This is a genomic window from Pedobacter sp. Leaf170, assembly GCF_920984665.1.
Classification (GTDB): domain Bacteria; phylum Bacteroidota; class Bacteroidia; order Sphingobacteriales; family Sphingobacteriaceae; genus Pedobacter.
Genome location: NZ_CAKLBP010000006.1, coordinates 123,712 through 138,948, shown reverse-complemented (window position 1 = coordinate 138,948; position 15,237 = coordinate 123,712). Strand labels below are relative to the sequence as shown.

The following is a 15,237-nucleotide window of genomic DNA, read 5'->3' as shown; positions in this document are numbered from 1 at the left end:
ATTTAAATGCTTCTGCTGTTAGTTATGTTGCATAAATCCTATATTTGTCGAAATTCATTTTGTTATGCAAGAAATTAAAAATTATGTAGAGGCAAACAAGCAACGTTTCCTCGACGAATTGTTTGAATTATTACGTTTTCCATCGGTAAGTGCCGACCCAAAATACAAAGCTGATGTTTTGAAAACAGCCGATTATGTGGCTCAAAAATTAAGAGATGCCGGTGCAGATAATGTAGAGATTTGTGAAACTGCAGGTTATCCGATAGTTTATGGCGAAAAATTAATCGATGCCTCTCTACCAACAGTATTGGTGTATGGTCACTATGATGTTCAACCTGCAGATCCATTAGAATTATGGCATACGCCACCTTTTGAACCAACTGTTCGTGATGGTAAAATTTATGCCCGCGGCGCTTGTGATGATAAAGGACAATTTTACATGCATGTTAAAGCTTTCGAACTTATGATGCAAACCAACACTTTGGCTTGTAACGTTAAGTTTATGATTGAGGGCGAGGAAGAGGTAGGTTCTGCAAACCTTGGTATTTTTGTTAAAGCAAATGCCGAACGTTTAAAAGCTGATGTTGTTCTAATTTCTGATACTTCTATGATTAGCATGGAACATCCATCAATTGAAACTGGTTTACGTGGTTTAGCTTACATGGAGGTAGAAGTTGTTGGCCCTAACCGCGATTTACACTCTGGGGTTTATGGTGGTGCGGTAGCAAATCCGGCTACTATTCTATGTAAAATGATTGCTTCGTTACACGATGAAAATAACCACATTACCATTCCTGCTTTTTATGATAAAGTAATTGAACTGACTGATGAGGAGAAAAAGGCTTTAAATTCTGCACCTTATGATGAAGAAGAATATAAGAAAGACCTAAATATTGAAGAAGTTTGGGGAGAGAAAGGTTACTCAACTTTAGAGCGTACAGGTACACGCCCAACTTTAGAAGTAAACGGAATTTGGAGTGGCTATATTGGCGAAGGCGCTAAAACCGTATTGCCAAGCAAAGCAAATGCGAAAATTTCTATGCGTTTGGTTCCTAATCAAAGTTCTGAAGAGATTTCTGAAATCTTTGCTAAACACTTCGAAAGCATTGCGCCAAAAAATGTAATTGTTAAAGTTACGCCTCACCATGGCGGCGAACCGGTAGTTACGCCAACGGATAGTGTAGCTTATCGTGCTGCTGAAAAAGCAATTGAAGATAGTTTCGGTAAAACGGCTATTCCAACTCGCGGTGGCGGTTCTATTCCAATTGTAGCCTTGTTTGAAGATGTATTGGGTATAAAATCGGTATTATTTGGCTTTGGCTTAGATAGTGATGCATTACACTCGCCAAACGAGAAATACGATATTTACAATTATTATAAGGGCATTGAAACTTTACCATTGTTCCATAAATATTTTGCTGAATTGAGTAAGTAATTCATTTGTCGTTCTGAGCGAGCTCGGGAAACAATGAATCCCTGTTTATTTTTTAATAGACGGGGATTTTTTTTAGACTTCGAAACAATAGCTCCCTGAAAGCGGAAATATAGATTATGCCTATTCATCACGCTATCCCCCTTTGGAGGGGCAGGTGGAGAATTTCTAAACCTTGAGATAAAACTCCACTGCTAAGTTTTTTTTGACCGCAAGAAAGGTCTTCGACAAGCTCAAACTGACAACGGATTTATTGATTTAATGACATTGTGGGTGGTTGAAAACTTTAATAGCATAACAAACCAAGCCACCTAAACCCGACCTGAATGTAAAATCCTTTGCCGATTTTTTCTATCGGCAAAGATTTGAAATGGGGGCGGGACCAAACCCAACCGAAGCACTTCTGAAACTGCTTTTCAAATCATTAAAGAAATTCATCACAGTCACAGTTTTTTTAGAAGGTAATTTTTTTTAAATTGTGGGCATGAAATACATATTCTCATCTCTTTTACTTTTAGCAGCGAGCTTTTCTTATGCTCAAAGTACTAAATCGATTAAGCAATCGGGAAACCCGATTTTTGAAGGTTGGTATGCAGACCCTGAAGCGGCGATTTTTAACAATAAATATTGGGTATATCCTACATATTCTGCAAAATATAAAGAGCAGGTTTTTATAGATGCATTTTCTTCTGCAGATTTAGTAAGCTGGAAAAAATACCCTAAAGTTTTGGATACCGCTGCAATAAAATGGGCAAATAAAGCCATGTGGGCGCCGGCAATAGTAGAAAAAGGGAAAAAATATTATTTGTTTTTTGGAGCTAACGATATTCAAAGCGATAACGAAGTTGGCGGAATTGGTGTTGCGGTTGCAGATAAACCCGAAGGGCCATACAAAGACCATTTAGGTAAGCCCTTGGTTGATAAATTTTACAACGGTGCGCAACCTATTGATCAATTTGTGTTTAAAGATAAAGATGGTCAGTATTACTTGATTTATGGCGGATGGAAGCATTGCAATATTGCTAAATTAAATAAGGATTTTACAGGCTTTTTGCCCTTTGATGATGGGAAAATTTTTAAAGAAATAACGCCAGATAAGTATGTTGAAGGTCCTTATATGTTTATTAGAAACGGAAAATATTATTTTATGTGGAGCGAAGGCGGCTGGACTGGTCCTGATTATAGTGTGGCTTATGCGGTAAGCGATTCGCCCTTTGGCCCATTTAAAAGAGTTGGCAAAATTTTAGAACAAGATGCTGCGATTGCAAGAGGAGCAGGGCATCATTCGGTAATTATTAATGAGAAAAAGAATTCTTACCATATTGTTTATCACCGCCGTCCGTTAACAGAAACAGATGGAAACCATCGTGTTACCTGCATTGATGAAATGAAGTTTGATGAAGCTGGAAATATCCTTCCGGTTAAAATTACTAACGAGGGTGTAAAAGCTCAAAAGGTAAAATAATTCTTTCTTCCGTTTTCGGCTATTCGGTCGGAAACGGAAAACTAATCTGCACTCAAAACGGCTTTTTCCTGTCTTTTATCTAATATGCTAAAGCCGTAGGCACAAATCAAAAGAATACAGGCCAAACCAAACCAAAGCCAGTTATAACTTAGTTGCTTTGCAATAAAAAAGCCTGCCATAGGGCCTACAACCTGGGCACAACTCCAGCTCAGTGTATATCCGGCAGCATATAAACCTCTGTTATGCTCGTTACTTCTGCTAATTACAACAGTATTGATAAAGGGCAACACAAACATTTCGCCAATGGTAAAGGTTACAATGGTTAGCACAGCCGAAAATACGTGGAAACTTATGGGTGCGCTGAGAATTAAATAAGAAACCGCAAAAAATACGGAGCCTATGATGATGAAGAAAATCGGCGAACGTTTATGCTCAATTTTATTAATCATTATCATTTCAAAAAGGGCAATTATAGCGCCATTTAAACCAATTATAATTCCGATGGCAAATTCGTCAATGTGCCATTGCTCTTTAAAAAATACCGGAACAACCCTAAACATTAAAAAGGCACAGGTTATAAAAAGTGTGGTTAACAATATAAACTGAACATAAAATTTATCTTGCCAGGGTTTTAAAATAACCATACTGCTGCGGTTCTCCTTTGCTTTTTTTATGAAATCCTTAACCTGGGGAAGCAGAAATAAGATGGCTAAACCAACCAAAATGCTCACGCCTCCTTCTACAATAAATAGTAATTTATAATTTATGGAGGCAATTATCCCGGCCATGCTTATCCCTGCAGACCAGCCTATGTTTACCGCAAGGCGATTTAAAGAATATGAACGCGTTATGGTACCTTCTTTAGCGTAATGTGCAACTGCTGTAAAATTCGCCGGGCGAAAAGCCTCTGAAAAGAAGCTGATTACAACGGCTAAAACGCAGAGTGTAGAAAAGTGGGTTATTGTTGAAAATAAGATGAACAGTAAGCCACCAATGATGGAGGAAAGTATCTGTACGGGTCTGAAACCTATAATATCTGTCAGTTTGCCACCAGTTGCTGAGCCTAAAATAGAACCAACGCCGAATAATGTAATAATTAAACCTGCATCAATTTCTGAACGATGCAAGCTCTGGGTAACATATAAACCCATAAAAGGAACGGCCATGCTTCCGCACCTGTTAAACATCATCACAATGCTTAACAGCCAGGTTTCTTTACTTAAGCCGCTAAATGAGGTTTTATAGGTATTTAATATGAGTTTGAGCATTGGTCTGGTTTCGATTGCAAAAGTAGTGAAATGGGATGTGATAAATGATGAGAGATTTTAAAAAGTGCTGTAGCAATTTCTTTGTTTTATTAAAGAAGGTTTTATCATATAAGGTATTTAAGGACATTTGAAAAATTTCTCTGTAAATGCATCGTGTGTCATCTCAATCCTAGCGGAGATATTTTCGAAATATAAATTACAAGTAATTATGAACGGTTTTAATGGGATGTCATGCTGAGCCTGTCGAAGCACAAATCTTTTATTAAATGTTACTAAACGCCTTATATGGTAAATTTTATCGCTCACATTACATCGCCACTCTCCGTCATTCTGAATTATTGTTGTGCTAACAACAAATTTGAAATTCCGTGGTTTTCGTGTTTCCGTGGCTAAATATTAGCTAGATTTTAAAATAAAGATGTCTATTGGTTGATTTTTTTAATTTCTCAAATTTCCTCAACTTTAAGGCACCATATGCCGCCAGAGAAAAGAATACCTATTACTAAAAAAGCATCTACACGAAAACCTGCAAGTCGGAAGAAGAAATCAAAACCTTTTCCAACAGCCTGGAAAGTGGCTATTGCGGGCTTGTTGTTAATTCTATTGTCGCCTTTTTATTATGGTTATGTGGTTAGTGCTTTTGTTTCAAGCTGGCGGTGGATAACCGATATTGGCGAAGACCCAAATTACCGCACTTATAAAAGTTTCAATATTAAAATACCGAAGAAATATACCATTCATGGTATTGATGTTTCTTATTATCAAGGCAAAATAGATTGGGCAAAGGTTAAGGCAATGAAAGAAGACGAAGTGAATGTAAGCTTCGCTTTTATAAAAGCTACAGAAGGCATTTTGCTTGTCGACCCATATTTTCAAAGAAATTGGCGTGAGGCACCAAAAGCAGGTGTGCTTTGTGGAGCTTATCATTTTTTTCGTCCGAAACGTGATGGTAAAACCCAGGCAAAATTCTTTCTTCAGGTGGTAAAAATAGAGAAAGGCGATTTACCTCCGGTTGTAGATATTGAAACATTAGATGGGGTTTCTCCATTAAAAATGAGGGCTGAGCTTGCTGATTTTCTCAACTATGTAGAAATGAAAACGAAAGTCAGGCCAATTATTTATACCGGACTAAAGTTTTATGAAGATTATCTTATCGAAAAGTTCGATGAGTATCCGCTTTGGATTGCACATTATTATCAGCCTAAACTTCGTTTAGATAAAAGCCGCTGGAAATTCTGGCAACATTCTGATAAGGCTAAAATCAACGGTATTGGTCATGTTGTTGATTTTAATGCTTTTAATGGAGATAGTACGGCGTTAGCGGAGATGGTGGTTAAGTGATATGATAAATTAGCTAATTGTTATCCACCTTTGTAGAAGCTTGTCTCGGCTGGCCGCCGAAGGGCTTTTTCTTTTGGCTTAGCCCAAAAGAAACAAAAACCCAAGGCTTGGATCTGATGTCGGATAAAAGGAATAAATTTTTTTTCGGCATCACAAGCTGCGATGAAAAATCGCAGAGTGTGCGATGCCTTGAATTGTGTTTTTTTGAAAGTTGCTGCGGGAAACTTTATTCATTTCTCCTTCCATCATCTCCTAGGCCGGATAGCATGGTGGCTATAGCTGAAGTATTTACCTGCTTCACAGGCTTGCCTCGGCTGGCCGCCGAAGGGCTCTTTCTTTTTTCTTGATAAAAAAGAAACAAAAAATCAAGGCGTGGAAATGTTGTTGAATATACTAGTCGAAAATTAAATTGCAACAGCGGATTAGGTCCAATGAAAAATTGGACTGACCGCTGTTTTGGTTATTCGTAGTATTAAAGTTTCTGCAAAATTTTCAACTGCCTATTCTACCAACACTTCCTATGCCGGATAGCAAAGTGGTTATAGCGATTGTTATAACGACAAAAATCTTATTTTTTCACTTTGCCTTTCCACCTCGCTTGTCATTCCCCCTTGAGGGGGCTAGGGGGGTTAAATTGTCCAACTTTCACATTTCTCTAAGAAAAATTCATCGGCTTCTGCACCAATTCCCGGCGTTTCCGGCACGTTTAGAAAGTATCCGTTGTATGTTAAACCATCTACAACAGGGTCGACCAAATGGCCGAGTAAAGCGGTATCTAAATCAAAAAATACAACATTCGGACTGGCTAATGCAAAATGCAAATTTGCACTCAAAGCAATCCGGCTTTCGAGCATACTGCCAATCATACATTTAACTCCGGTTTGTAAGGCTTCTTCGTGTATTTTCTGTGCGCCTAATATGCCTCCAGATTTTGAGAACTTAATATTTAAATAACTGGTTGATTGGCTGTTGATTAATTTCCTCGCATCGTGATAATTGTAGCAACTTTCATCAGCCATCAATTTTATAGGTGAGTTTACATTCAGTTCAGGCAGCTTATCATCGTACCAGGTTCTCATGGGTTGCTCACAAAATTCAATATTGTATTGTGCCAATTCTCCCAGGGCAAATAAAGCTTCGTCGAATGTCCAACCCTGATTAGCATCTAAGCGTAATGTTATTTCATCGCCCACTGCTTCGCGAATTTGTTTAACGCGTTCAATGTCATCACTAACTTTCTTACCTAATTTAATCTTTAGAATTGTGCAACCTTTACTTTTGTATTTTAAAGCTGTATTGGCCATACCTTCAGGGGTATCAATGCCAATGGTCATATCAGTTTCAATAATGCGTTTTGTTCCACCTAAAAATTTGTAGAGCGGTAATCCAGCATGTTTAGCAGAAATATCAAACAGCGCCATATCAAATGCGCTTTTTATAGTGCTGTTATGGTCGGCATAGGCTAACAAATCATTCATTCGCTCCGGAATTTCCAATGGATTTTTATCCTTCAAAATCAAAGCAAAATCCTTCGCCATGGCAATGCAGGTTTCCTGCGTTTCGCCAACAATCATCGGAAAGGCCGAGCACTCTCCAATGCCATGTATGCCGCTATCCGTGTATATGCGGATTAAAACATTCTGGGCAAAGTGCATGGTTCCGGTTGCAATTACGAAGGGTTCCATCGGGATACTAAAGCGGTATATTTCGGTATGTGTGATTTTCATTGTAAAAAGGTTTCAGGTAGAAGCTTAAAGGTATAGGGTTTTGGCTGAAATAGGAAATATCGATTAACTTTTGAAAAACTTATGCCTTACGCCTCAAACCTTTTACCTTTACAACTATGGAAAATATGCCCAATAACCTTATTCACGCTTCATCGCCATACCTTTTGCAACATGCACATAACCCTGTAAATTGGTACGAATGGGGTACCGAAGCGTTAGAAAAAGCAAAGGCAGAAAATAAACTGATTTTAGTAAGTATTGGTTATTCGGCCTGCCACTGGTGTCACGTTATGGAACGTGAAAGTTTTGAAAACCATGAGGTTGCAGAGGTAATGAATCAGCATTTTGTTTGCATAAAAGTAGATAGGGAAGAGCGCCCGGACATCGACCAGATTTACATGTATGCCATACAGTTAATGACAGGAAGCGGCGGCTGGCCTTTAAATTGTATTTGCCTTCCCGACCAGCGACCAATTTACGGCGGAACGTATTTTAGAAAAAACGACTGGATAAACATTCTTGAAAATGTTGCCGGCTTATGGGCAAATGAACCTGATAAAGCTGTTCAATACGCCGAGCGATTAACATCAGGCATCCGCGATAGCGAAAAAATAATTCCTTCAAATATAGAAGAAATTTATACTGATGAGCATTTAACAGCAATCATCGAACCCTGGAAACGCCATTTTGATATCGCCTTCGGCGGATATAACCGTGCGCCAAAATTCCCATTGCCAAATAACTGGGTTTTTCTGTTAAGATACGGTTTTCTTAAAGATGATGAATCTGTTTTTACATCGGTTTGCCACACGTTGGAAGAGATGAGTAGAGGCGGTATTTACGACCAGATAGGTGGAGGTTTTGCACGATATTCTGTTGATGATAAATGGCATGTACCCCATTTCGAGAAAATGCTTTACGATAATGCACAGCTAATCAGTTTATATGCAGAGGCTTACCAATGCACAAAATTTAATTCTTTTAAACAAATTGCCGTAGAAAGTATCGATTGGGTTTTTAACGAAATGACTTCGCCAGAAGGTTTATATTATTCTGCTTTAGATGCCGACAGTGAAGGCGTAGAAGGTAAATTTTACGTTTGGGAGAAATCAGAATTTGATAATTTATTAGGCGAAGATGCTCCATTGATAGGCGATTACTACAACATCACAACAGAAGGTAATTGGGAAGAGGAGCAAACCAATATTTTAAGGAAAACATTAAACGATGATGATTTGATTTCGAAATACGGTATCAATACCGAAATTTTGAACGAAAAAGTTAGCCTTGCCAGGAAGATATTATTAAACGTCAGAAATAAAAGAGTTAAACCGGGTTTAGATGATAAATGCCTGACGGCCTGGAACGGTATGATGATTAAAGCGCTGGCTGATGCGGCTCAGATATTTAATCACTCACATTATTATGAAAAAGCATCAGCCTCTGCGAATTATATATTAACACATTTAAAAACTGAAGACGGCGGTTTATTCAGAAACTATAAAAATGGTAAGGCATCTATAACTGCTTTTTTAGATGATTATGCATTCTTTATTGAGGCATTGATTGCGCTCTACGAATATGATTTTGATGAAAAATGGCTAAATGATGCTAAGCTTTTAACCAATTACGTTTTGGATAATTTTACTGATGCAGACTCGCCAATGTTTTTCTATACTTCTGCACAGGCAGAAGGTTTAATAGCCCGTAAACATGAGGTTATGGATAATGTTATACCGGCTTCAAATTCTACCATGAGCCAGAATTTGAAAAAATTAGGTTTAATATTCGATAATGAAACCTACAGCGTTAAGGCTGCAGATATGCTATCGGGCGTGCATGCCAAAATCAAAACCTACGGTTCGGCATATTCTAATTGGGCCATTCAACTTTTAAATGAAGTTTATGGAACAAACGAGATTGCAATAACAGGCTTAGAAACCGATATAATTAAATTAGAATTGAGTAATCATTATATCCCAAATAAAATTATTTTGGGCGGAGTGGAAAGCAACTTACCCTTACTGAAAGGTAAAGAGCGTAACGAAACTAGGATCTATGTTTGCCGGAATAAGGTTTGCCAATTACCGGTTAAAACCGTTAATGAAGCCTTAGAGCATTTGGCTTAAATTTTACCGTGATTATTTACATCAGCTTCATCTTATTTTAACTCAGATACCTTAAATTGCTTATCTATTTAATTAACGCCTCATGAAAAAACAATTTATAGCAATGGCTACTGCCATGCTGAGTTTCTGTGCCGCAAAAAGCCAGGTTGTACCAACACTTAAAGGCGGTATTACGTTTCCGAGTATTTCCAGTAGTCAATCTATGGATTTACAAGATGCACCTAATGCAGTAGATTACAACATGTCTAGCGCTTTCTATATTGGCGGCACCGTAGATATATCACTTTCCAAAGCACTTTATTTACAAACAGGCGCTATGGTAATCGGTAAAGGTGGTCAGAATGAATTTTTCGGTAATAAAACTAAAGTTAAAACTTTTTACGTCGAAGTTCCGGTAAACCTTGTACACAAATTTCCTTTTGGAGCCCACAAAATATTATTAGGTGCCGGTCCGTATTTTGCAGTTGCTTTTGATGGACAAACCAAATTAACCAATACATCAGGGCAGGAGTTTAAGGTAAAAACCAGGTTTGGCGAGGATAACAAACGAGCAGATTATGGATTAAATTTTGTAACCGGAATAGAATTTTCAAAGCACTTAACCGTAAATGTTGGCTACGGTTTGGGCTTAAGGAATATCAGAAGCATAGGCTCTGATTACATCACCGATAGAAATCAGGTTTTGTCTGCCGGGCTAGGTTACCGGTTGTAGAATGGTAGCTTTTTACTACATTTTCATTTTATTGTTATGTTCTCTGAACAAATAAGCCAACATTTTTGTTAGCATAATAATTAACTTATCTTTGCCACGCATTATTTAAAAAGGCCATAATAAGTTTTAATAATTATTTGCAAATAATACGTGCTGATTTGCAGTTAAAGCTGTTAAATAAGCCTTTTAAACATACAATAAAACAATTTAAATGAATATAGCACCAAACTCAGTAGTATCATTAACTTACGAATTGCATACTACTAACGAAGAAGGACAGCAGGTTTTTGTAGAAAAAGCTGATGAACAAAATCCTTTAGTATTTTTATATGGCGTTGGCATGATGTTGCCAAAGTTCGAAGAGCATTTAACTGGTTTAACTACCGGTAGCGAATATAGCTTCGAATTATCTGCTGCTGACGGTTACGGAGAACTAGATCCAGGTGCTTTTGCAGATTTACCTAAGGCAATGTTTACTGAAGCTGGTGGCGAAGTGCCAAGCGTTGGTGATGTAATTCCATTACAAGATAACAATGGTAACCAATTCAGAGCTGGTGTTACTGCTGTGCATGATGAAACCGTTGCGGTAGATTTAAACCACCCTATGGCTGGTAAAAACTTAATGTTTGCGGGTACTATTTTAAGCGTTCGCGAAGCAACACAAGATGAGTTGGCTCATGGTCACGCTCACGGTGCTGACGGTCATTCAGGACACTAGAATATAGCATTGGCAAATGCCAAGTGGTTAAAATATGTTAAACAAAAGAGTCCCAATTATGGGGCTCTTTTGCGTTTTATGGGCATTTATGTTAAAATAGGTTAATTAAGAACTAATGGTTTCGCTGTTCTGTTTTTCTTGTGCACATTCGTTTATTAACTATTTAATCATTAACAACTCAGACACATGAAAAAAGTATTTTTAGTATTAGCCGTTATTTTAAGTTTTGGATTCTATGCCTCAGCGCAAACAGAAGGTGCTGTTCGTAAAATTAGTGTAGGTGCCGAATTTGCAACGCCAGACAGAAAGAATTCTAATCAATATTCTGTAGGCGGTTCCATCCAATTCGAGCAACCTGTTGCCAAATCATTAAATTTAACAGCTTCTGCCGGATATCTGCGTACAACTTACACCGATGGCACTAAAGCGTTCATGAAAACTTATGGCTATCCAACTAATTGGGGCTCGATACCCGTAAAAATTGGCGCTAAATATTATTTTGGAGGTAATTTCTATGGTGCCGGAGAAGTTGGCGCTGCATTTTCTGTAGATTCATCTACCAAAACCGGATTTATCTATGCGCCTACATTAGGTACTTCCTTTTCTATTTCAAAAAAATCAAATCTAGATGTAGGTATTCGTTACGAAACTTTTGTTCGGTCAGCATCATCTGGCTCATTTGGAATCAGGGCAGCATATTCATTCGGTTTCTAATCTTCCTTTGCTTTGATAGACTCCAGTATAAAGTATTTCCTTGAAAAGCAAGGTTCTGTAGATTATCGGTTCCGATAGTCCCGCCATTCGCTTTACTTCGTTACACTCCGTGTTCGCTGCTGTCGGGTTTAATTTGCTTAGGTTAACCTAACTATTTTAAACCCGACTGACGCGAAAATACTTTTTGGTTTTTAATGGTAAAGATTGCCACGTCGTTTCTCCTCGCCTGCCTGCGGTAGGCAGGCAGCAAAAGGCGGGACTGATGCCGCAAAAGAACTACTGTTATTGCTTTTATTTGCGCCAAATTTTAATGTTAAATAAGCAGATAATATTAAGCTATATTTATACCTAATTATAAGAATATGAAAAGTTTAATATTTTCGGTGTTAGTACTGTTAACAAGTACTTTGTATGCGCAAACGGGTTTAAAAGTTGGCGACAAAGCGCCTGAATTTATTGCAAAAAATAGTGAGGGCAAAGAAATTAACCTCAAGCAGCTACTTAAGCAAAACAAGAGCGTGGTTTTATTTTTCTACCGTGGCCAATGGTGTCCGTATTGTAATAAACATATAAAGGATTTACAAGATTCGCTAAGTAAGTTGAGCGAAAAAGGTGCTTACGTGCTCGGTGTAACACCAGAATCAAATGAATCTATAGCAAAAACCAAAGGCAAAACAAACGCTTCTTTTTCGCTTATTTCGGATAGAGATTATAAAATTATGAAAGCCTACAAAGTAGATTTTGTGATGGAAGAAAGCCTGGTTTCAAAATATAAAACTTACGGAATTGATGTTGCGAAAAATAATGGTGCACTTAATGCCGTATTACCTGTACCCGCAACTTATATTATTGATAAAAGTGGCAAAATAAAGTTTGTTCAATTTGATAAGGATTATAAAAAAAGAGCCAGCATAAAGGATATTGCAGCAAAACTCTAAAAATCTAACTTCAACCTTACACCACCATTGGTTAGGTTTAAATTATCGTTCGAGAATGTTTTCATCGGTAGCCTTAAAAATGGTTCTACTGCAAAGTTCTTTTTACCCGATATTTTTTGTTTGTAACCTATCGAAAAATTATAAAAACCAATGTATTTGCCGGCAGCGGTGGTCGCTTCTGCCTGCGGTTCTGAAATCCGTTCAGTAACCAGAAGCATTTTTTGCTCAGCATAACCGCCAATACTATTGGCAACTGTTGTGTTTTGTGCGCTACTTACCAAATAATTTTTATCCTGTCTGTTATTTAAAATTGCAAGTGCAGATACACCAACGCCAGTGTAAAACTTTTTACTGATGCTGTACTTTAATTCAAGCGGAATATTTATACCATTCACATTTGCATTAACAGATTCTAAACTTTTTGAAGTGTTCAATGTAGATGAACCTTTAGCACTCAACACCGGACTTGAAACTGCATCAAAACTCATATTATTATTGCCACCATTGGATGGGTTGCTTGTACTACTTAATGCGGTGTACGCAATGCCTGAGCTTACAGATAATTTATCGGCTACATTGTAGGATAGTGAAAAACCGTAATTCATATTTACTTTATTGTCATTTCCAATTGCCGGTGCTACGTAAATGCCAGGTTCCCATTTGCTATTAGCAGCACTTTTGCTTTTGTTGTTTTTAAGCTGATTATTTGCGTAACTATCACGAGCCAGAATATCTTCGAAAGTTAATCTGCTTTGAGCAGGTTTCTTTTGCTCAATAATCAGCGCAGCCTTTTTATTGTCATTATTTGCAATGTTGAAACTTGTATTTGGCTTTAATAGCGGATTTTCATTTTGCTTGATAATTGTAGCTAAATCTGTGTTAATGTTACTTTCCGGATTAGCTAACAGATTACTTTGACCATAAACATCGGCTTTGGGATTCACTGCGGTAGGAAGGCTTACTGTTTTATTTTTAAGTTTTTCCGCTACATCTAAATTCTTATTTGATTTTTGAACATTAGCTGATAAATTATTTTGTGTTTCAGGATCTATTGATGTTGTTGTAATTGTATCAATACCCAATTCCTTTTTAAGCAAAGGCTTTTTAATCGCTATCTGATCAATCTTTTCAGAATTATTATTTAAGAAAAACAGCCCTCCAAAAACCATTAGCACAGCTGCCGCCGACCAAAGTGGCCAGAGTACAAAACGCCTGCGTTTTTTTTCTTCCTGCACGCTAAAGCGCTCCCAAGCGCCGGGCGTGTAGGCTTCTTCGTGCGCCGAAAGGCTATCTTTTATATGATCAATTAATTCCTTATCCATTTCTCTCGTACGAATTAACCAAAGTGTTTGTGTATAATACACGCAGCTTATTCTTGGCTCGTGTTAAATAAACCCTGCTCGAACTTTCGGGGATGCTCATCATTTTTGAAATTTCATCATGCGCAAAGCCTTCAATTTCATATAAATTGAAAACAAGTCGGTGTGTATCGGGTAATTCATTCAATAATTTTAATATATCCTGCACGTTCAAATCAGACGTAACCGAAGCATGATTTGACGGATGTTCTTCTTCAGTAATATCATCAAGGTAACTTTGGTTTTTTAACGTTCTGAGTTTATCTATCGCCGTTCTTGATGCTATGCGGGCGAGCCAACCTTTAAATGTTTTTTGAAGCTCTGCTTTGTTTGCAGGTGGCTGATAGCTGTTAATATTTTTGAAAATCTTTATAAAGCAGTCATTTACAAGCTCTTCACCATCGTAACTGTTCTTTACATATCGTAAAATAATGCCCATTAAATACCCATAAAATGATTTATACATCATTTCTTTAGCGGCATTGTCGTTCTTTTTGCAGCCTTTTATAATTTCCTCTACATCGAGTATTTTTTTTATCAACCCTTTAAGAACTTATTGGAGATTAATTTTAATATCATCACTAAATTAAAGAAAATAACACCATCCAAAATAATGGATGATGTTAATTTTCCTTTCATATGTAGGTGTTATTTATGACTTAATATTGCAAGATTAAATTTGGTGCTATCTGTTTTGCTTTTTAAACCTTTTGCCCACAAAGTGTAAATTTTACCTTTTTCGATTTTTGTTGCCGGTAATGTTGCTGTAACATTACCGCCTTCTTTAATCTGGAAAGTGTAATTATCTGATGGGTCGATAGAGATAAAAGCTGTTGATTCTTTATAAGCTTTAGCGGTAAAAAGAGCGGCATCTTTACCTTGCACAGCTAAATCTAAAGCTGGCGCATCCAGACTTAAATTTATAAAACGAATTTTTGCTTTATCAGTTTCAGGTGCTTTTAAATCATCTTCAAAAACCAGAATTTTAGGTGCTGGTAATACATCTACCACAAATGCTGAATAAAAAATACCTGGTTTTAAGGTAACATCAAGTGTAGAAAGATATTTCAAAGTGTCTTTCTTTGCAATTCCAAACAAACGGCTACCAGGATAAGCTCCATAATAACCTAAATCTTTCCCAAAGGTAAAATCGACATTGTTGGCTCTTTGGCCGCCAACGATAAAATCTAACGGGCCAGTTCCAGGTGAAGCATGAACGAAACCAATACCTGCAACTGTTACAGAATCAGAATTTTCCCAGTTTTTTTTACAGGCTGAAAAAAATAAAGTAATGGCAAGAAGAGAGAGTATAATTTTTGTAGTTGTGCTAAAGTTTTTCAGAGTAGTTTTCATTTTAATGTTCTAAATCAATTTTTAATAAAATTGGTTAATGGCCATTAACGCTTTTTCTGATTAAACGAAGCGTATTAAAAAA

At 37.2% G+C, this 15,237-nt stretch carries 13 protein-coding genes; 8 read left to right on the top strand and 5 right to left on the bottom strand.

The annotated features are described in order from the left end of the window. The first annotated feature begins 64 nt into the window (after window positions 1-64). Together LUA90_RS14850 and LUA90_RS14845 are read left to right on the top strand one after the other, a co-directional pair. Entirely contained in the window at window positions 65-1,435 is a 1,371-nt protein-coding gene (locus LUA90_RS14850) for a dipeptidase (protein ID WP_231491442.1), read from the top strand. Window positions 1,436-1,916: 481 nt separating this feature from the next. Continuing rightward, the gene (locus LUA90_RS14845; RefSeq protein ID WP_231491441.1) at window positions 1,917-2,897 is read left to right on the top strand and encodes a glycoside hydrolase family 43 protein; all 981 of its coding nucleotides are present in this window, start codon (window positions 1,917-1,919) and stop codon (window positions 2,895-2,897) included. A 41-nt stretch (window positions 2,898-2,938) separates the two neighbouring features. Here LUA90_RS14845 and LUA90_RS14840 read toward each other — a convergent pair whose 3' ends face one another. Next, window positions 2,939-4,165, bottom strand: coding sequence for an MFS transporter (locus LUA90_RS14840; RefSeq protein ID WP_231491440.1), 1,227 nt, complete (start codon window positions 4,163-4,165; stop codon window positions 2,939-2,941). 474 nt (window positions 4,166-4,639) lie between these two features. On the opposite strand from LUA90_RS14840, the gene LUA90_RS14835 reads away from it, so the two are divergent. Continuing rightward, entirely contained in the window at window positions 4,640-5,506 is an 867-nt protein-coding gene (locus tag LUA90_RS14835) for a glycoside hydrolase family 25 protein (RefSeq protein WP_231491439.1), read from the top strand. A gap of 629 nt (window positions 5,507-6,135) precedes the next feature. Here LUA90_RS14835 and LUA90_RS14830 read toward each other — a convergent pair. Continuing rightward, the gene (locus LUA90_RS14830) at window positions 6,136-7,233 is read right to left on the bottom strand and encodes a mandelate racemase/muconate lactonizing enzyme family protein (RefSeq protein WP_231491438.1); all 1,098 of its coding nucleotides are present in this window, start codon (window positions 7,231-7,233) and stop codon (window positions 6,136-6,138) included. 116 nt (window positions 7,234-7,349) lie between these two features. Between LUA90_RS14830 and LUA90_RS14825 the strand changes: the two genes are divergently transcribed. From LUA90_RS14825 to LUA90_RS14805, 5 genes are all read left to right on the top strand, one after another. Continuing rightward, window positions 7,350-9,362 (top strand): thioredoxin domain-containing protein, encoded by a 2,013-nt coding sequence (locus LUA90_RS14825; RefSeq protein WP_231491437.1) that lies wholly within the window; start codon window positions 7,350-7,352, stop codon window positions 9,360-9,362. An 82-nt stretch (window positions 9,363-9,444) separates the two neighbouring features. Further along, window positions 9,445-10,074 (top strand): porin family protein, encoded by a 630-nt coding sequence (locus tag LUA90_RS14820; RefSeq protein WP_231491436.1) that lies wholly within the window; start codon window positions 9,445-9,447, stop codon window positions 10,072-10,074. 211 nt (window positions 10,075-10,285) lie between these two features. Beyond that, entirely contained in the window at window positions 10,286-10,792 is a 507-nt protein-coding gene (locus tag LUA90_RS14815; RefSeq protein WP_231465152.1) for a peptidylprolyl isomerase, read from the top strand. Window positions 10,793-10,978: 186 nt separating this feature from the next. Continuing rightward, complete coding sequence (locus LUA90_RS14810; protein ID WP_231491435.1) at window positions 10,979-11,506, top strand: hypothetical protein; 528 nt, start codon at window positions 10,979-10,981, stop codon at window positions 11,504-11,506. 362 nt (window positions 11,507-11,868) lie between these two features. Further along, complete coding sequence (locus LUA90_RS14805) at window positions 11,869-12,444, top strand: peroxiredoxin family protein (protein ID WP_231491434.1); 576 nt, start codon at window positions 11,869-11,871, stop codon at window positions 12,442-12,444. On the opposite strand, the gene LUA90_RS14800 is transcribed toward LUA90_RS14805, so the two are convergent. The 3 genes from LUA90_RS14800 to LUA90_RS14790 all read right to left on the bottom strand — a co-directional run bounded on the left by LUA90_RS14800 (window position 12,441) and on the right by LUA90_RS14790 (window position 15,155). Beyond that, the gene (locus tag LUA90_RS14800; RefSeq protein WP_231491433.1) at window positions 12,441-13,766 is read right to left on the bottom strand and encodes a hypothetical protein; all 1,326 of its coding nucleotides are present in this window, start codon (window positions 13,764-13,766) and stop codon (window positions 12,441-12,443) included. The two genes, LUA90_RS14805 and LUA90_RS14800, sit on opposite strands and share 4 nt — an antisense overlap. Further along, a complete protein-coding gene (locus tag LUA90_RS14795) occupies window positions 13,759-14,343 on the bottom strand; it encodes an RNA polymerase sigma factor (protein ID WP_231491432.1) in 585 nt (194 codons plus the stop codon). The genes LUA90_RS14800 and LUA90_RS14795 overlap by 8 nt, the downstream gene beginning before the upstream one ends. Window positions 14,344-14,450: 107 nt before the next feature. Beyond that, window positions 14,451-15,155: a DUF4397 domain-containing protein gene (locus LUA90_RS14790; RefSeq protein WP_231491431.1), complete on the bottom strand. Its 705-nt coding sequence runs from the start codon at window positions 15,153-15,155 to the stop codon at window positions 14,451-14,453. Window positions 15,156-15,237: the final 82 nt, after the last annotated feature.